General features: G+C 43.4%; 21 protein-coding genes. 18 read left to right on the forward strand and 3 right to left on the reverse strand.

Features of this window, described 5'->3' with window-relative positions; all coding sequences use genetic code 11:
- Positions 1-13: 13 nt before the first annotated feature.
- The 14 genes from eutL (at position 14) to FPZ44_RS26360 (ending at position 10906) form a co-directional block, all read left to right on the forward strand.
- Complete coding sequence (gene eutL, locus FPZ44_RS05025; RefSeq protein WP_144987970.1) at positions 14-667, forward strand: ethanolamine utilization microcompartment protein EutL; 654 nt, start codon at positions 14-16, stop codon at positions 665-667.
- Between the two features lie 11 nt (positions 668-678).
- Entirely contained in the window at positions 679-1386 is a 708-nt protein-coding gene (locus FPZ44_RS05030; RefSeq protein WP_144987972.1) for a BMC domain-containing protein, read from the forward strand.
- Positions 1387-1414: 28 nt separating this feature from the next.
- Entirely contained in the window at positions 1415-2887 is a 1473-nt protein-coding gene (locus FPZ44_RS05035) for an acetaldehyde dehydrogenase (acetylating) (protein WP_144991689.1), read from the forward strand.
- A 246-nt stretch (positions 2888-3133) separates the two neighbouring features.
- Positions 3134-3424, forward strand: coding sequence for a propanediol utilization microcompartment protein PduA (gene pduA, locus FPZ44_RS05040; protein WP_028596399.1), 291 nt, complete (start codon positions 3134-3136; stop codon positions 3422-3424).
- Positions 3425-3632: 208 nt separating this feature from the next.
- On the forward strand, positions 3633-4499 hold the full coding sequence (locus FPZ44_RS05045; protein WP_144987974.1) for a cobalamin adenosyltransferase: 867 nt from the start codon (positions 3633-3635) through the stop codon (positions 4497-4499).
- Positions 4500-4526: 27 nt separating this feature from the next.
- Positions 4527-5162 carry an ethanolamine utilization phosphate acetyltransferase EutD gene (eutD, locus tag FPZ44_RS05050; RefSeq protein WP_144987976.1) on the forward strand — a complete coding sequence of 212 codons (636 nt, stop codon included), beginning with the start codon at positions 4527-4529 and terminating at the stop codon, positions 5160-5162.
- A 209-nt stretch (positions 5163-5371) separates the two neighbouring features.
- Positions 5372-6214, forward strand: a complete 843-nt coding sequence (locus FPZ44_RS05055) for an ethanolamine utilization protein (protein WP_144987977.1) — start codon at positions 5372-5374, stop codon at positions 6212-6214.
- A 21-nt stretch (positions 6215-6235) separates the two neighbouring features.
- On the forward strand, positions 6236-6511 hold the full coding sequence (locus FPZ44_RS05060) for a EutN/CcmL family microcompartment protein (protein WP_144987979.1): 276 nt from the start codon (positions 6236-6238) through the stop codon (positions 6509-6511).
- Positions 6504-7049 carry a BMC domain-containing protein gene (locus FPZ44_RS05065; RefSeq protein ID WP_144987981.1) on the forward strand — a complete coding sequence of 182 codons (546 nt, stop codon included), beginning with the start codon at positions 6504-6506 and terminating at the stop codon, positions 7047-7049. The genes FPZ44_RS05060 and FPZ44_RS05065 overlap by 8 nt, the downstream gene beginning before the upstream one ends.
- A 60-nt stretch (positions 7050-7109) precedes the next feature.
- Entirely contained in the window at positions 7110-8213 is a 1104-nt protein-coding gene (eutH, locus tag FPZ44_RS05070) for an ethanolamine utilization protein EutH (RefSeq protein ID WP_144987983.1), read from the forward strand.
- 282 nt (positions 8214-8495) lie between these two features.
- Positions 8496-9230, forward strand: coding sequence for a hypothetical protein (locus tag FPZ44_RS05075; RefSeq protein WP_144987984.1), 735 nt, complete (start codon positions 8496-8498; stop codon positions 9228-9230).
- The gene (locus tag FPZ44_RS05080) at positions 9220-9978 is read left to right on the forward strand and encodes a hypothetical protein (protein ID WP_144987986.1); all 759 of its coding nucleotides are present in this window, start codon (positions 9220-9222) and stop codon (positions 9976-9978) included. Before FPZ44_RS05075 ends, FPZ44_RS05080 begins: the two co-directional genes overlap by 11 nt.
- A gap of 144 nt (positions 9979-10122) precedes the next feature.
- Positions 10123-10653: a cysteine hydrolase family protein gene (locus tag FPZ44_RS05085; protein WP_144987988.1), complete on the forward strand. Its 531-nt coding sequence runs from the start codon at positions 10123-10125 to the stop codon at positions 10651-10653.
- 106 nt (positions 10654-10759) lie between these two features.
- A complete protein-coding gene (locus FPZ44_RS26360; protein WP_186785920.1) occupies positions 10760-10906 on the forward strand; it encodes a hypothetical protein in 147 nt (48 codons plus the stop codon).
- Between the two features lie 73 nt (positions 10907-10979).
- Here FPZ44_RS26360 and FPZ44_RS05090 read toward each other — a convergent pair whose 3' ends face one another.
- Positions 10980-11384: a hypothetical protein gene (locus tag FPZ44_RS05090; RefSeq protein ID WP_144987989.1), complete on the reverse strand. Its 405-nt coding sequence runs from the start codon at positions 11382-11384 to the stop codon at positions 10980-10982.
- Positions 11385-11623: 239 nt separating this feature from the next.
- On the opposite strand from FPZ44_RS05090, the gene FPZ44_RS05095 reads away from it, so the two are divergent.
- The 3 genes from FPZ44_RS05095 to FPZ44_RS05105 are packed head-to-tail and all read left to right on the forward strand — an operon-like array spanning position 11624 to position 13959.
- A complete protein-coding gene (locus FPZ44_RS05095) occupies positions 11624-12445 on the forward strand; it encodes an amino acid ABC transporter substrate-binding protein (RefSeq protein WP_144987991.1) in 822 nt (273 codons plus the stop codon).
- Positions 12446-12459: 14 nt separating this feature from the next.
- Positions 12460-13128 carry an amino acid ABC transporter permease gene (locus FPZ44_RS05100; protein WP_144987993.1) on the forward strand — a complete coding sequence of 223 codons (669 nt, stop codon included), beginning with the start codon at positions 12460-12462 and terminating at the stop codon, positions 13126-13128.
- Between the two features lie 12 nt (positions 13129-13140).
- On the forward strand, positions 13141-13959 hold the full coding sequence (locus FPZ44_RS05105; RefSeq protein ID WP_144987995.1) for an amino acid ABC transporter ATP-binding protein: 819 nt from the start codon (positions 13141-13143) through the stop codon (positions 13957-13959).
- A gap of 134 nt (positions 13960-14093) precedes the next feature.
- On the opposite strand, the gene FPZ44_RS05110 is transcribed toward FPZ44_RS05105, so the two are convergent.
- Both FPZ44_RS05110 and FPZ44_RS05115 read right to left on the reverse strand, forming a co-directional pair.
- Positions 14094-14711: a TetR/AcrR family transcriptional regulator gene (locus FPZ44_RS05110; protein WP_144987996.1), complete on the reverse strand. Its 618-nt coding sequence runs from the start codon at positions 14709-14711 to the stop codon at positions 14094-14096.
- A 576-nt stretch (positions 14712-15287) separates the two neighbouring features.
- Entirely contained in the window at positions 15288-16133 is an 846-nt protein-coding gene (locus FPZ44_RS05115) for a VOC family protein (protein ID WP_144987998.1), read from the reverse strand.
- 300 nt (positions 16134-16433) lie between these two features.
- On the opposite strand from FPZ44_RS05115, the gene FPZ44_RS05120 reads away from it, so the two are divergent.
- A complete protein-coding gene (locus FPZ44_RS05120; RefSeq protein ID WP_144988000.1) occupies positions 16434-16886 on the forward strand; it encodes a VOC family protein in 453 nt (150 codons plus the stop codon).
- The last annotated feature ends 45 nt before the right edge of the window (positions 16887-16931 follow it).

Genomic DNA, 16931 nt, shown 5'->3' on the forward strand with positions numbered 1-16931 from the left:
CTAGGAGGAACGTATGAGAAACGATCCGATTCATGCAAAGGTGTTGGGCATGAAGCTCATTTCCAACGTTAGCCCTGATATGGCAAGCCAGTTGGGGCTGAAGCCACACCATAAAAGCTTGGGCATTATTACTGCTGACATCGATGATGTCACGTATGCGGCACTTGATGAAGCTACGAAAGCAGCAGTTGTAGACGTTGTTTACGCAAAGAGCATGTACGCTGGTTCTGCCAATGCTTCCACGAAGCTTGCAGGTGAAGTTATCGGCATGATCGCTGGACCTAGTCCAGCTGAAGTAAGCAGCGGTCTTAACGCAATCGCTGACTTCATCGAGAGCGGCGCGCACTTCGTGAGCGCGAACGATGATAACAGCATTGCCTATTTCGCACATTGCGTATCCCGTACAGGAACTTATTTGTCCCAGACGGCGAACGTGCAAGAGGGCGAAGCGTTGGCTTACTTGATTGCACCTCCATTGGAGGCTATGTATGCACTTGATGCAGCATTGAAAGCAGCAGATGTTTCGATTGCGACGTTCTTCGGACCGCCATCCGAAACGAACTTCGGTGGCGCGTTGTTGACAGGCAGTCAATCCGCTTGTAAAGCGGCATGCGATGCATTCGCAGAAGCAGTTCAACTTGTCGCAGATAACCCGACGCGTTATTAAGGTGCTAGCATATGAGACATAATGCGCTAGGTCTAATAGAAGTAAGAGGGTATTTAGGGGCAATTGCAGCAGCGGATGCTGCCTTGAAGGCAGCAAACGTTACTTGCCTTGGCATTGAGCGAGTGAAAGATGGATTCCGTATGATCAAGCTAAGCGGTGATGTAGGTGCTGTGCAATCCGCAGTCGATGCTGGAGCAGAGGTAGCTGTGCAATTGGATGTACTCGTTACCCGTCATGTGATTGCAAGAATGCATGAAGAGACAGCTGCTATGGTACTTGGCTCAGACGATGCTAGTAATAAACAGGCGACTGCAGCGAAGGCAGCTGCTGATGCTACTGTTCAAGATGCAGCAGCACCATCGAAAACGTCTCTATCTGCTCAAGCAGAAGAGGCATCGGCACAAATGACAGCTGGTGTGGAGGAAACTTCATCGACGCTCGAAAATACTAATGCTCATCAAGCAGCTTCATCTGATGAGGTTGGTGCAGAGACAACTACGACGAAACATCAAGAGCCTGCATCAAATGCAACGTCTGTTTCCGAGGAAAAAACTGTAAACAAAAACACGATAGAGCTGACGTCTTTGACTGGGAAGCAAGGTGAAGCAGCAGGAAAGCCTGAAGCAAAACTTGAGGCGAAACCTGCCGTTGCACCTGTAAAGCCACCTGCCCCATCGGCAGCGAAGCGTTCTAAGCACAAGAAGAAAGCCAGCTCTTAACTAACGTAATGGGAGAGAAGGAATTTTGATGGAAATGTTGGATAAAGACCTAAGATCCATTCAAGAAGTCCGTGATCTTATTAAGAAAGCCAAGGAAGCGCAAGCAAAATTGGCTGTTATGACACAGGCACAAATTGACGCTATCGTCAAAGCAATCGCAGATGCGGGTTATGCACATCGCGAAAAGCTTGCAAGAATGGCTAATGAAGAAACTGGATTTGGCCGTTGGGAAGACAAAATCGTCAAAAATGCATTCGCTTCGAAACATGTCTATGAATCTATTAAAGACATGAAGACGGTTGGCATTATCAATGACGATAAAGTCCACAAAGTGATGGATGTAGCTGTACCAGTTGGTGTTGTGGCAGGATTGATTCCATCCACAAACCCGACATCTACGGTTATCTATAAAGCGCTAATTTCACTTAAAGCAGGAAACAGTATCGTGTTCTCTCCGCATCCGAATGCGCTGAAAAGCATTTTGGAGACGGTAAAAGTAATCAATGATGCTGCTGTGCAAGCTGGTTGTCCAGAAGGTGCAATTGCATCGATGACGGTTCCTACGATTCAAGGAACGGATCAATTGATGAAGCATAAAGATACGTCCGTAATTCTTGCAACAGGTGGAGAAGCGATGGTAAAAGCTGCTTATTCCTCTGGTACGCCAGCTATCGGCGTAGGTCCTGGTAACGGTCCTGCCTTCATCGAGAAGAGCGCGAACTTCGAACTTGCTGTTAAACGTATCTTGGATTCCAAGACGTTCGACAACGGTACGATCTGTGCTTCCGAGCAATCGGTTATCGTAGAAGCTTGCAGCAAGGAAGCAGTAATGGCTGAGTTCAAGAAGCAGGGAGCATACTTCCTGACTGCTGATGAAGCTGTTCAGCTTGGCAAGTTCATTATGCGTGCGAATGGCACGATGAACCCGCAAATCGTGGGTCGCAGCGTTGACCATATCGCGAAGTTGGCGAACTTGAACGTACCAGCTGGTACTCGTGTCCTCATTGCTGAGGAAACAAGTGTTGGCCGCAACGTTCCATATTCCCGTGAAAAGTTGGCACCAATTCTTGCCTTCTACACAGAAGACAATTGGGAAGCAGCTTGCGCGCGCAGCATCGAGATTTTGAATGGTGAAGGCGCTGGACATACGATGATGATTCACTCTGAAAATGAGGAAATTATTCGTCAGTTCGCATTGAAGCAGCCAGTATCTCGCTTGCTCGTTAATACGCCGGGTGCGCTTGGCGGGATTGGCGCTACAACAGCAATCGCTCCTGCACTTACATTGGGATGCGGTGCTGTAGGCGGAAGCTCTACTTCCGACAACGTTAGCCCGATGAACCTTCTTAACATCCGTAAATTGACTTATGGATTGAGAGAATTGGAAGACTTGGTTGAACAACCAACTGTACAAGCTGCTCCAGCAGTAGCAACGATTTCTCAAGATGACAAAGAGCAATTGATCAGCATGATCGTAGCTCGTATTCTCGAAAAAATGTAATTCAACTCGTTTTCTTATTTTGGACTTGTTATAAGCAAATTGCTTGTATAGGCGTATGGAAGCAGAATCTTTTTAAAGAATGGCATGGTTCGACGTTGTAGAAGAGTTTTTCCCCAATAGTTTTTATAAAAACTCAATACCTACAGCGAATGAAAACGATCTGCTTCCGAGACGTTATTTGCAAGCAACTGTTTATATATATCTATTTATTCATTCAATTCACATATAACTTAGGAGGAATTTATAATGGCAAACGCAAACGCACTAGGAATGGTAGAAACTAAAGGTTTGGTAGGCGCAATCGAAGCAGCAGACGCAATGGTAAAAGCAGCTAACGTAACACTTATCGGTAAAGAGCAAATCGGTGCAGGTCTAGTAACAGTAATGGTACGCGGTGACGTAGGTGCAGTTAAAGCAGCTACAGATGCAGGCGCAGCAGCAGCTGAGCGTGTAGGTGAATTGTTGTCCGTTCACGTAATTCCAAGACCACACACAGAAGTTGACGCAATTCTTCCAAAAACAAAAATTACTGAGTAATTACGTACTGGAAGCATAGGATCTCTCACTTTAGGCATTACGCATTATGCTAGTTTATTCAAGTTCACGGCTCATGAAATAAAGTAAATGGATTTATACCTTAAGGTTAGGTTGGAGGGTGCGGTGTATACTTGCACCCCCATCTTGCCTATAGCGATTTTCTCTAAAGGCAGCGGCTCAAATGGCCGCGTGTAAAGGATGTGAGAACATGGCTGTCATAACGGAAAGCGGATTGCGCAAGCACTTTCGCAACCAGAACTTGAAAGAGGTTGCCGTTTATGAAGTAGTGAAGGGGACGATTTTGACACCCTCGGCAAAGAGCTTCTTAACGGATCACCAGATTGAGCTTCGTTACGTACAACCTGGACAAGCTTCCGCTCCTGAAGCTGAGACATTGAGCACGACGTCATCAACGACAGACGCATTAGAGCCAGTTAATACGTCCGCACCATCTTCCGCTCCACAGCGGGAAGTAAAGCTTCAAATTACGAAAAACTTGGATACTGAGCCACAAAACGCGATGAAGAAGCGTTTTCGTACGTTATACGGCGGTTTTCTAGAAACGAAGCCGGAGCATATGACTCATTTGTATGGAAATATGCTGGTGTTTAAAGATCATCCTCGTATTTTGTTCCGCGGCAAACTAGATTCGCTAGAAACGAAACTACTAGAAGCACAAATCAGCTGCCACAAGCTGAATATGGCCAAGTTGGTCGAGGATTTGGAAGAAGTATTGCAATTTGTAAGACGCATCGTTCGATGTGAAGTGTTAAGTGAACCGATTGAAGAATTTCATTTGCTTGGGATGACGCCTAAGGAACTGCGGGAGCAGTCTCATTTTCCCAAGAAGCATTTTGGATTGGAACATTTTCAACCCAGCTTTGATATGGGCGAAGCGGTTGTTGTCATAAATGCGTTGCGCACAATGACGAGGGAGACGGAACTGCTGGCTTATCAAGCCTTCAAGAAGGAACACGGTGAAGCCGATCGTGAAGATATTATTTTATCACTGAATCGACTCTCTTCGTTGTTCTGGATTATTATGTTCCGCATCCGCGTAGGACAGTACAACTAAGATCATACAACTGATGAGGTGAGCAGGATGGATAATCAGCTAGTTGAAAGTATTGTAAATGAAGTTATCAAGCGCGTACAGGATGAAGCTTGCTTCGAAGTAGAAGCATCTGGCAAACACGTTCATTTGAATCGTGAAGCAATCGATGCTTTGTTCGGTGAAGGCTATCAATTGACGAAAGCACGTGATCTTTCCCAACCAGGACAATATGCTTGTAAAGAGCGTGTTACGTTAATCGGACCAAAAGGCAGCTTGCACAATGTTATCGTACTTGGACCAGAGCGTAAACAGTCCCAAGTGGAAATTTCCCTTACGGATTCCGTCGTGCTAGGTGTGTCTGTACCTGTAAGAGAGAGCGGCAAGATTGATGGAACGCCTGGTGTTATTATTGCTGCTGGCAGCAATCTGCACAAGCTTGATCAAGGTCTTATCGCAGCACAGCGCCACATTCACGTAAAGGCAGAAGATGCAGCGAAATTTAACGTAACAAATGGTGAGATCGTACAGGTGAAAGTAATGGGCAAACGTCCACTAATTTTCGACGATGTACTCATTCGTGTTAGCCCTAACTTTGAGACGTATATGCATATCGATTATGACGAAGCGAATGCATGCGGCTTTGTAAAAGGTACGAAGGGCCAAATTTTGAAGAAGAGCAAGTAAAAGTTCGAGCGCATCATTGTGCTTGCCAAAGTGGGAGTAGCAGGCATTGCTTCCGATCGCTGTTGTCGTCGAGTTCTTTCTATGAATGTTTTCACAGTGGGAGCTCGACGACAAAGGCGACCACTTCGTTTTTACAAGATGAGATTCTACTTCGTACCCGCGGCGTAGTAATCTTTTTCGTTCAACCTATCATTATAGGGGGTGAAAAAATGAATTTAGAAGCTCACCAAAAGACCGCACTCATTCAGGCGGTAACGGACGAAGTTATGCGGAGACTTGAGCAGATGAAACAAGGCCAATCAACGGTTACGAAAAAACGAGCTGTGCTTCTATCTATGGAATCGCTTCCAGAGCTTGAAAGCTTGCTGAATCCGCATGTTGAGGTTTCTTATTATGAAGCATCGATGCGAGATTGTGATTTGCTCATTATTCCAAAAGTATGTCTTCAATTGCTTGCAAACTTAGCGAATGGACTTAGTGCAGGGCCGCGTGAACGATTTGTGTTGACGATGCTTCTCAAAGGCAGACAAGTTGTCGTGCTGGAAGAAGGATTGCTCTATCGCAAATATAAAGCAACAGCTCCAATCCATTTGTACAAGCTGTACGAAGGTTTTGCTCATCAGCTAAGCAATTACGGAATCAGAACAGTAAAGACTTCGGAACTGTTATCGGTTTGTCTAGAGCATGGTCAAGGTACTGGAGCGTCTGTCGAGACACTTGCTGAAGATATGGATCATCAAGATTCGCAACAGCAAGAGAAGCAGCTACAAATGGCACAGCAACAATCCGATGCTCAGTTGAGATGCTCACTCACGCGTACACGCACGGAGGAAACGGCTTCATCTTGTGCGACTCCCCAAGTCAGCACTGCAGCACTGTCTGAAGCGATGACATCCGAAGTATTGACTTCAAAAGTAATCACGGAAGCAGTAGTGAAGAAGTTCCGTCAAACGCATCATCGCGATGAAATCGTAATTAGCAAGAGCAGCATTATAACACCGCTGGCGCAAGACTATTTGCGCATGCAGCACATGCAAGTACACAGAAGATAACGGCAAGGTGAGGTGAACCCGATGATCGTGGGAAAAGTGGTAGGCAGCCTGTGGGCTACTCGTAAAGACAACAAGCTCAATGGGTTAACTTTTTTAGTAGTGAAACCCATAACACATGAAGATGGAGCGGCTCCGCGCGACAGCATTGTTGCTGCGGATAATGCGGGTGCAGGTATCGGTGATACGGTACTTGTGACAACAGGAAGCGCTGCCCGAACTTCGATATCGAATTCGGATGTTCCTGTGGACGCAGTGATCGTGGGCATCGTCGATTCTATCGAGGTATCCCATGACTAGTGCAGTAGGCGTCGTTGAGCTGCGAAGCATTAGCAAAGGCTATGAGACAGCTGATCAGATGCTGAAAACTTCGCCTGTAGCGGTTCATCATCTCAAGCCGATATGTCCAGGTAAGTTTCTAATCATTATGAGCGGTGACACAGCAGATGTAGAAGTTGCGATGGCAGCAGCCAAAGTAGAAGCAGGCGAGTATCGTATTAGCGACTTTGTGCTGCACGGCATTCATTCTGACATCATCGAAGGACTGAAGGGACGCAAGTCCTCTATTGCTGTAGATGCAATTGGTATCGTAGAAACGTCTACTGTGTCGTCTGGTATTTTTGCTCTAAATGAAGCTTTGAAGCAGTGCGATATTTCTGTGAAAAAAATGAACCTCGGCATGGCGATTGGCGGCAAATTCCTCGCCGCATTTACGGGAAGTGTCAGCGACGTGGAGCAAGGAATGAACGTCTTTATTTCCGCTATGGACCAGAAGCGGATCATTCATACGACGGTGCTGCGCTCTCCGAGCGAAGAAATCAAGCAGCAGTTCCGCTAAGAGGTCATTATAGAAAGATCATTGTAAGAACGCTCATCATAAGAATGGGGGATCACCTTCGTGGAAATCAACGAAATTATTATCTACGCCATGGTACTATTTATGGTTCTCGGTGCGCTTGATAAAGCCATTGGAAACAAATTCGGATTGGGACATCAATTCGATGAAGGAATTATGGCGATGGGGTCTTTGACCCTTGCGATGGTAGGGATTATCTCTCTATCTCCGGTCTTGGCAAAAGTATTAAGCCCAATCGTTGTTCCGATTTATAGCGCGCTTGGCGCAGACCCTGCTATGTTCGCGACTACACTGTTAGCGAATGATATGGGTGGATATTCACTTGCGATGGAGCTAGCGAACACACCTGAAGCAGGATTGTTCGCAGGTACGATTTTAGGCGCGATGTTAGGGCCGACAATCGTATTCATTATTCCAGTTGCACTAGGTATCATTAAGAAAGATGACCACAAGTTCCTTGCAACTGGCGTGTTGGCTGGTATTATTACCATTCCACTTGGATGCTTGGTTGGTGGATTGGTTGCAGGCTTCTCGATCGGCATGATTTTATCAAACTTAGTACCAATTATTATTTTCGCAGTACTTATCGCACTTGGCTTGTGGAAATTCCCGCAAGGGATGATTAAAGGCTTCACTATCTTTGGTCAATTTATCGTAATTGTAGCTACACTAGGTCTTGCAGTAGCTATTATTCATCAGCTTACAGATGTTACGATTATTCCTGGTATGGCTCCAATTAGTGAAGGAATCGAAATTGTTGGTCACATTGCAATCGTTTTGGCAGGTGCTTTCGCGATGGTGTTTGTTATTACGAAGCTGTTCAACAAGCCATTGATGAAAATGGGTAAATTGCTTGGAATGAACGAAGTTGCAGCAGCTGGTATGGTTGCGACACTTGCTAACGTTATCCCGATGTTCGGTATGATGAAAGATATGGATGCTCGTGGTAAAGTCATCAACGTTGCTTTTGCAGTATCCGCAGCATTCGTGTTCGGTGATCACCTTGGTTTCACAGCTGGGGTAGCGAAAGAAATGATCTTCCCGATGATCGTCGGTAAGTTGGTTGGTGGTATTACAGCTGTAATTGTGGCTATTTTCCTTGCAAAGAAGATGGCTCCAGAGCCTGCAACTGTAGAAGGAAAGTAATACCTCAAGTTAGCATGTGAATTAACATGTAACTTAAATGATTAGAGATAGATGATAGTCACCTAATGCAAGTTAACAAAGAAGAACTCGTAGCGTAGACACGATGTCACATGTGTGCTATGCGGCGGGTTCTTTTTATTTTGGGAATGTCAGGCTTGATTGACCGATTATTCACAAAGCAAGGAATATGCGAAAACAATGTAGAATAAGAAAAATGAACGGATTGGGTAGTAAGAACACTTCGATGATAGGTTGATTTTAGATGAGCGAAGAGGTGAGATAGTGGTAGTTGAGACAAACGACTTTAGTCAATATAATATCGTTCTATCTATAGGTATTACGCTAGGGTGGTTAAGCTTGCTAATCATAGCCATATATATGTATCGTAAACAGCAAGATAAGTCGCTAAAGATATGGGTCATTGCCCTAATTATTTACATTGGAATGTTCTCGTTCTCATTTAGCTTTACGTTTAATCAAGAATCACTCAAACTTGCAATACTTCCACTAGGAGTATGGTTTTTACTCATCGTTTTGCCACAAAGCTCAAAAGATAGATATCGTCCTTATGCATGGCTAGGGTTCTGTGCCAACTATTTGTTCCTTTTTATTACGATCCTTATAAGCTTTATTCATGACGGAATGTACCCTAAAACTAATCCTGCAACCTTCATTTCCAACCTAGATGATGCCGACCTAATTGCTATTCATCCTTCTGCACAGCCAGCTGAGTTCAATAAGAAACGACTTCAAGAGCAATTAGAACAACTAACTGCTGCAGAGATGCAGGTCATCGAGTGGCATCGTCAGTCGACAGTGGAGACAGAAGAATACTACCAACGTGAGCGATTTCCGTATTTACTTGTTGGTGTAAAGGCTAGCCGGGGAAGCGGCTTGTCTTCCACGGTTCATATCGAAAACGATGGAAAGGGATTATTGCTTACGACTCCTAACCAGCAGTTGTACTATCGGGTGGGCGAGACGCTTCTTGAAAGGAAGGTCAACGATGCAAATTAGTAAGAAGCAGTGGATATTAGTAGGAGCAGGATTGTTGGCTTTCATTTTTAGCTGCATATGGTTCATATGGTTGCCATTGCATCCCGGTCCTCTACCTAGTCGCCAAACTATGCTTGATGCGATTCACGACAATTTTATAGGTATTGAAGCTTCACAGATTGCAGATGTAATTCCATTAGACGATCGACACGTATATGTTCCTTACATTTCAAAGGGAGGAAGTTATGGACAAAGCTTCTGGAAATGGGATCGTTATCAGTGGAAAATAGGGGCGATTCAAGAAAAGGGCACGCCTTATATTTGGAAGTTGGATGGAAATCTCTCTTCGCAATTTATCGTATATCATCTGGATCCGCGAGATGAGGTAGGCATGATGAAGGTTCATCTCATCCGTGATAGGTATTACCAAAGTTCTGAGTACTCGCAACGATACACGCCTCGCGCTCAGATGGCGATTTCGATACCTATAGAAGAACGGCTATATGGCGCTATTCCATTGCCAAGCGATTGGATACGTATGATGGAAGAAGAGGTCCGAATTAGCGGAAGCGGGCAATCGTCGGATTTGTTTGGTTGGATGTCTGCTTCTTCTCAAACACGCATCGGCTGGAATAGTTATGATCGCCAAGGTAAGGAGACCTTTACGGAACACTCTGTAAATGGTTCTGGTTATGGAAATGGAGAGCTTGTACTGCAATTTATGTCGATCATAAACGAGTCTGAGTTGGAAGATGCTCGAAATCCCTAAGAGAGGCATAATCAATGAAACCATGCATCGTAGAGTAAGTACGAAATTCTATGTTCTCTTCAGGTTAATCCTAATTGATTAAAGCAAACGGGTGTTCTACAATTTAGAAAAGTATGCGATTAGAAAATTTAGGAGGAAGATGTTATGAACAACACAGCGCTACTCATCATTGATGTCCAGCAAGGTATGTTCGTGGAAGACAATCCTGTATTCAATGGAGAACAGTTATTAGCCAACATTGGGCAGTTGAGTGACTATGCTCGCAGTCATGAAATACCGATTTTCTACATTCAACATACGGAGCCAGCTGGAAGAGAACTTGAAAAAGGCTCCCCAGCTTGGCTGATACATCCTCATATTACCCCTACTGCATCAGATATTGTAATTGAGAAGACAACTCCAGATTCCTTTCATCAAACCGAATTGCACCAAGAACTCCAGAAACGAAATATCGAGCATCTTTTGCTTACAGGCATACAAAGTGATGTGTGTGTAGATACAACTTGTAGAAGAGCGTTTAGTTTAGGCTATAAGTCTACTTTATTGACAGATGCCCACAGCACTTGGGGGTCTTCGGAGCTGACGGCACAACAAATTATTGATCATCACAATCAAGTTTTACGATGGTTCGCGATCACGAAAGAGACGAAGGATGCTATCTATAAAGAAAAATAGCGGCGTAAGAAGTAGGACAAAGTAAAAACTTGATCATTTGATCCTAAAGTATTACAGGACTTGTAAAGGATGTTAAGGTGAATAATTGTTATGCGGGTGTGGGAAAATGAATATGCCTACACATATTGTTGCAGTAGGTGGCATTGTTAAAAATGATGAAGGTCAAGTGCTTCGTAACAAGCGTGCCTCCAAAAGTGATACTGGACTATGTATGCAGGCAAACAGACTACAATTATCACTATGGGTAGTTTAATTATTAATAAACAATAAAACCGCCCATAGAATAAATCGGCGGTTTCGGTAAGTCATAAAGTACAAGCATCATATTAGATCCCAATAAACATATTTCTACTGAAAGGAGCCCAGTTCTCTCCTCTATATCCAGTCATGCCTTCCAAGTTAACAAAACAAGGGAGTACAGTGTATGTCACACCAGATACAGCATTAGTACTAAAAGTCATGAAATATTTCATCATGGAATTGTCAGCAGGGGTGATCATTGCCATATCTGGGCGTACTGCATTTTCTGCTGTTAGAGCATCCTTCATTCCAACGCTTGCAATGCCAACAGGGCCCATATTACTTCTGATCCAATAATTAGAAACATTGGTAGTTGACTGCAAATCAGTTCGCTTATCATAGGTCAATAAAATTTGATTCGGAGCAATCTGTCTTGCCTCCAAAAGAATGGGATGAGGTATTGTCTGCCGCTCTGTATGAAAATGTAACATTATTTAACCTCCACATGGAATGAACTAGTTAAATGACCAATTTCATTGTATGAAGGGTTATAGATTGGTGTTCACAACAAATATATCAAAGTTAATTCATCGGAATTATATGAAAAATATATTGTACAGAATCGAAATGCATGATATTATCGGAACAATCATCGAATAAACGGAGTCAACTTGTAGCGAATTATGGCTTGCAAATGGTGATATTACATTTTTTTAGGGGGCTGTACGATATGAAGAAAAAGACGCTAACTATATTGTTCATTGCATTTGTCACAATGGTACTTGCAGCATGCGGCAGTCAAAGTGACAGCACCAAGTCGGGGGCTGGTCAAGGAACATCAGAAGCGAACCATTTGCTTGCGCAAATTAAGGCAAGTGGCAAGATTCGTATCGGTACAGAAGGAACGTATCCTCCATTTACGTTTCATGATGCTAGTGGCAAGCTTACAGGCTTTGACGTAGAGCTTGCTGAAGAGTTAGCAAAACGTTTAGGTGTTACTCCAGAGTTTCACGAGGCAAAATGGGATGGCATGTTCGCAGGCTTGGATAGTAAGCGGTTTGACATTGTTGTAAACCAAGTGTCCATTAACGATGATCGTAAGAAGAAGTATGATTTCTCTGACCCGTACAGTGTTTCCAAAGCCGTGCTTATTGTACACGAAGAAACAGCTGATGTGAAATCATTTGCAGATATAAAGGGCAAGAAGGCTGGTCAATCCTTGACATCCAACTTGACCGAGATTGCTAAGGAAAACGGTGCAGAAATTGTGCAAACAGATGGCTTCAATCAGGCGATTGAATTGCTAGTTTCCAAGCGCATCGATGTAACGATTAATGATGGCTTGTCCTTCTTAGATTTTAAAAAGCATCGTCCTGATGCGAAAGTGAAAGTTGTTGATGAGCATCCGAATGCTTCCAGCAGCGGCGTCTTGATTTCAAAAGGTGAACAAGAACTGGTGGACGCAATTAACAAAGCACTCGCAGATATGAAGGCTGACGGTACGTATTTAGCTATTTCTCAGAAATACTTTAATGCTGACATTTCAAAATAATTGGGTGATCGCTCGTGGATAATAAATATTTGGATATATTCTTGGACTCACTATGGCCGTTATTGAAAGCGGGATTGCTGTTCGCAGTTCCGCTTACGCTGATCTCTTTTGCAATTGGTCTTGTATTAGCATTATTAACCGCACTAGCACGCTTGTCATCCATTAAGCCATTGGTATGGCTTGCACGGTTCTATGTATGGATTATACGTGGAACACCATTGCTCGTTCAGCTGTTTATTATTTTCTATGGACTTCCTAGCTTAGGAATTACCATTGGTGCGTTTCCAGCTGCTATTATTGGGTTCTCGCTTAGTGTTGGCGCATACAATGCAGAAGTGATGCGAGCTGCGATTCAGTCGATTCCGAAAGGACAGTGGGAAGCAGCAGAATCTCTTGGTATGACACGCAGCCAAATTTTACGGCGTATCATCCTGCCGCAGGCAGCCCGAGTATCGGTACCGCCATTATCGAATTCTTTTATTAGTTTAGTCAAAGATACATCCCTAGCTGCAACGATTACGGTTACGGAGATGTTCCAGCGTGCTCAGCAAATTGCAGCTGTAACCTATGAGCACATGCTTATTTATTGCGAAGTAGCTTTAATTTACTTGTTCTTTAGTACAATCTTGTCTGCGCTGCAAGCAAGAGTGGAGAGATACTTTGAACGCTATACCGTTCGATAAGGGGGCAACGTTATGATTGAGTTAAAAAACGTAAACAAGAGCTTCGGAAATGTCCCCATATTAAAACATATTGATCTGCATGTTAACAAGGGAGAAACAGTCGTTATTATCGGGCCCTCTGGATCAGGGAAGTCGACGTTACTGCGCTGCTTGAATTTGCTTGAGCAGCCGACGAGCGGTTATTTGCGCATAGCAAATGATTCGCTTCAGTTCAAGGAAGGCGATTCGCTCAAACAGGCTGATATAATGAAAATACGGCTGCATACGGGAATGGTGTTTCAAGCCCATCATTTATTTCCGCATATGACTGCGGTGCAAAATGTAATGGAAGGGCTCGTTACCGTTAGACGCCAAACGAAGGCTGAAGCTCGGACTGCAGCTCTTCGTTTGTTGAAGAAAGTAGGATTGGCGGATAAGGCAGATTCTTTTCCATTCCAGCTATCTGGAGGTCAACAGCAGCGCGTCGGTATTGCGAGAGCATTGGCATTGGAACCTAATGTATTGCTGTTCGATGAACCTACTTCTGCGCTTGACCCTGAGATTGTGGGGGAAGTGCTTAATGTGATGGATGATCTCAAGCAGGAAGGGATGACGATGGTCATTGTTACACATGAAATGCAATTTGCTCGCCTTATTGCTGATCATGTTGTTTTCCTTGATCAAGGAGTCGTTATTGAAGAAGGCTCACCGGATCAGGTATTTGATGCTCCGACTAAGGAACGTACGAAGCAGTTCCTGCAGCGCCTTGATTGGATGCGAGAACGTATCCCGACTTTCCCCGAATCAGAAGTATTAATTCAAATGGACGAAAAGATCGGCATCGTTCATTAGAACAAAATAAAGCGAGACAGCCGAGGTGAGTGGTTCACCATCGCTGTCTCTTTTTGTTTTAGCGAATATTATCATTCGTATTGTACATGTTCTGCATAACGATTTCGTAATGACCAAGTACACCAGTTTCTTGTTTACTGTTTCTTTGTGGCTTGTTGAACGATGCTAATAAGTTCACTGCTATAAGTCTCCAAATCTACACTCTTCGTTGAAGGGCTCAGCATGTACTCAGCAATCGAACCTTGAACGACATTCGCCATTACGGATATATGAAAGGTTCCAAATACCCCTTGCTGCTGACCTTCTCGCAAAATATCCCGCAGCGTACTCATCAATTCATCTTCCTCAGCGCCTAATTTGTAATACGGAACTTGCTCAGGCGTTCGCGCATTGAAAAAAATTTCGATCAGTGCGTTTTGATGAGCAGGATGCGTGACCTGATAAGCTAGACTGGAAGCGATATAAGCTTCCAACTTCTCTTCAGATGTGTGTCTCTGATTAACCCTTTCTAAAATATAAGAAGTGTATCGCTCTACAAGCTTAATAATCAGATGATTCATCAGATCGTTCTTATCGGAAAAGTGGTAGGAGATAAGCGCCGTACTAATTCCCGCCCGTTTCGCAATTTTAGCTAAGCTGGCATTTACATATCCGATATCATCAAGGGTCTGGACAGCAGCCTCAATAATTTGTTCACGTCTTGCAGCTGCAATAAATGATTGCTTTCCTTCGGGTTTACTATCTTGGTTCATCTAACATCGCCTCAATTGTCGCAATTATTTGGATTTTGTCTGATTTAATTTCCCGAGCAATAATAAAGCTAAGACGATAATGGGAATCACTAAATTACTTGGATCCATGAATACTGACAAGAGCATAAATGGAATGATGGACAACCCGAGTTTTAACATATTCCATCCAGACGGTTTGCCTAGTAGAAACAGCATGGTTGCTGTAATACAGAGTATCCCAAGCATCCTAATGCATGCAACCCGTATCCAGCCGTACCAAGGAAAATCTAGTGCATTCATATTATCGATGTACATATATCAAGTATACCAGAGTGCAGTCCCTCCAAGTAATACACTTAGAAAAGGAATGACTTTTTGCAGCCAGTCAGGCATTAGAGCGATAGAGTGTTCTTGTTTGTTGGTCGTCATGTTGAGGCCTCCATAATGAAAACATTGAGTTTATGTTTAAATAATTGATTTATAGGCTCAATGCTAAATTGGAGGAAAGTTGTGAGCATGCAAATACACCCTGCCAAAGGGGAAGGCAGGGTGTTAGGTTCCAATGATATTAAATTTACCGTCGACATTGCGAACGGATTACACTTGCAATTGAATTCGGTTGCCTGACGGATCCATCGTTACAAAATGACCCTTCTCTTCTTGGACAGCTTCACCGATCTCTTTCAACTGAGCAATAATACGTTGTCTTTCAGCCTCAGTCGGGAATACGATTGCATAGGATTCCAAGCCTGTACTGTTTGCAGGCGGGGTAGGAGCACCAACTCCAGCCCATGTATTCAATCCAATATGGTGATGGTATTTACCTGTCGAAATAAATAGCGCCTGAGGGCCGAAGCGGTTTACCACTTCAAATCCAAGGCCTTTTGTATAAAATTGCTCTGCTTTAGCTAAATCCGCAACATGAAGATGAATATGCCCCATAATGGTTCCAGCTGGAAGGCCACTCCATTTTCCAGTTTCATTCGTCATAAGTTCTGGGAAATCCAGTGGATCGGTTGTCATTGCGACGATACCATTATTCCAGTCCCAAACTCCAGGATTACGATCGGTATAGATTTCGATTCCATTTCCGTCTGGATCAGATAAGTACAGGGCTTCACTTACAAGATGATCAGCCGCTCCAATTTGAATATCAAGTTCTACAAAGTGACGTACGATATTAGCTAGATCGGAACGATCTGGTAGCAATAGAGCGAAATGATATAGGCCAGTTGTTCTTGGTTGCTTCGATACAACTTGCTCGGGCTGCTCGATGGTTAACAAAGTCGTTTTGCCATCAGCAGTCAATTCCGCGCTTGTGCTAGATTGCTTCAGCACTTTAAACCCGATGACTTCTTGATAGAAGGCGAGAGAGCGCTCTAAGCTTTGTACCTTTAGATTGACTTGGCCTACAAAAGTATTCGGTTCCTGATGGAAATTCATAATGATTGCCTCCTTGTGTACATTTCATATATTGAGTGTTTAGTAGCATTTATAAATGGATTAGGACATTAATTAATATGCTGTCAATTCACTTACTTTTAGTAATGAAATAACTATAACTTACAAATATAATGTTGTCAAATATAAAAATAAGTTCGCTATAAATGAACAAAAATAATACGTTCATTTTAATATAATGTATAGATTACGCTAAACCTATTCATATAAATACATAGTTTACATACATTCGGTATGTATGTTAAATTGAATCCATACCAAATTTTAGAGGAGATTACTCATATGAAAATATCCAGCTTTTATCCTGTCGTTTTATCAGAACAAGTTGCCGCAAGTGCTGCCTTTTACAAAGATTACTTTGGATTCGAGGTCGTTTTTGAATCGGACTGGTATGTAAGCTTACGATTGTCTAATGGCGATATGTCATATGAGCTCGCAATTATGGACCCTACTCATGCAACGATACCTGCTGCCTTTCAGCATAAAGTGCAGGGTTTGATTCTGAACTTTGAAGTGGAAGATGTCGATGCAGAGTATGAGCGACTGATTCAAACTGCGAAGCTTCCTCTTCACTCGGATATAAAGGATGAGGCGTTCGGACAGAGACATTTCATCACGGCAGACCCTAACGGGGTATTAATTGATGTCATTACAATCATCCCTCCTTCAGAAGAGTTTTTGAGTCAGTACAATGAAACCGTTTGGGATGAAAGCAAGGAACATAAAGAAAATTAAATAGAGTATGGATGTATACGGAGATTACAAAATAGATCGAATGGA

Source organism: Paenibacillus agilis, assembly GCF_007786455.1.
In the GTDB taxonomy this organism is placed as follows: domain Bacteria; phylum Bacillota; class Bacilli; order Paenibacillales; family Paenibacillaceae; genus Paenibacillus_B; species Paenibacillus_B agilis.

What these genes read in the sequence shown, in the direction of transcription:
- eutL (WP_144987970.1), top strand. Translation starts at nt 14, where the DNA reads ATGAGAAACGATCCGATTCATGCAAAGGTGTTGGGCATGAAGCTCATT.
- FPZ44_RS05030 (WP_144987972.1), top strand. Translation starts at nt 679, where the DNA reads ATGAGACATAATGCGCTAGGTCTAATAGAAGTAAGAGGGTATTTAGGG.
- FPZ44_RS05035 (WP_144991689.1), top strand. Translation starts at nt 1,415, where the DNA reads ATGGAAATGTTGGATAAAGACCTAAGATCCATTCAAGAAGTCCGTGAT.
- pduA (WP_028596399.1), top strand. Translation starts at nt 3,134, where the DNA reads ATGGCAAACGCAAACGCACTAGGAATGGTAGAAACTAAAGGTTTGGTA.
- FPZ44_RS05045 (WP_144987974.1), top strand. Translation starts at nt 3,633, where the DNA reads ATGGCTGTCATAACGGAAAGCGGATTGCGCAAGCACTTTCGCAACCAG.
- eutD (WP_144987976.1), top strand. Translation starts at nt 4,527, where the DNA reads ATGGATAATCAGCTAGTTGAAAGTATTGTAAATGAAGTTATCAAGCGC.
- FPZ44_RS05055 (WP_144987977.1), top strand. Translation starts at nt 5,372, where the DNA reads ATGAATTTAGAAGCTCACCAAAAGACCGCACTCATTCAGGCGGTAACG.
- FPZ44_RS05060 (WP_144987979.1), top strand. Translation starts at nt 6,236, where the DNA reads ATGATCGTGGGAAAAGTGGTAGGCAGCCTGTGGGCTACTCGTAAAGAC.
- FPZ44_RS05065 (WP_144987981.1), top strand. Translation starts at nt 6,504, where the DNA reads ATGACTAGTGCAGTAGGCGTCGTTGAGCTGCGAAGCATTAGCAAAGGC.
- FPZ44_RS05080 (WP_144987986.1), top strand. Translation starts at nt 9,220, where the DNA reads ATGCAAATTAGTAAGAAGCAGTGGATATTAGTAGGAGCAGGATTGTTG.
- FPZ44_RS05085 (WP_144987988.1), top strand. Translation starts at nt 10,123, where the DNA reads ATGAACAACACAGCGCTACTCATCATTGATGTCCAGCAAGGTATGTTC.
- FPZ44_RS26360 (WP_186785920.1), top strand. Translation starts at nt 10,760, where the DNA reads ATGAATATGCCTACACATATTGTTGCAGTAGGTGGCATTGTTAAAAAT.
- FPZ44_RS05090 (WP_144987989.1), bottom strand. Translation starts at nt 11,384, where the DNA reads ATGTTACATTTTCATACAGAGCGGCAGACAATACCTCATCCCATTCTT.
- FPZ44_RS05095 (WP_144987991.1), top strand. Translation starts at nt 11,624, where the DNA reads ATGAAGAAAAAGACGCTAACTATATTGTTCATTGCATTTGTCACAATG.
- FPZ44_RS05105 (WP_144987995.1), top strand. Translation starts at nt 13,141, where the DNA reads ATGATTGAGTTAAAAAACGTAAACAAGAGCTTCGGAAATGTCCCCATA.
- FPZ44_RS05110 (WP_144987996.1), bottom strand. Translation starts at nt 14,711, where the DNA reads ATGAACCAAGATAGTAAACCCGAAGGAAAGCAATCATTTATTGCAGCT.
- FPZ44_RS05115 (WP_144987998.1), bottom strand. Translation starts at nt 16,133, where the DNA reads ATGAATTTCCATCAGGAACCGAATACTTTTGTAGGCCAAGTCAATCTA.
- FPZ44_RS05120 (WP_144988000.1), top strand. Translation starts at nt 16,434, where the DNA reads ATGAAAATATCCAGCTTTTATCCTGTCGTTTTATCAGAACAAGTTGCC.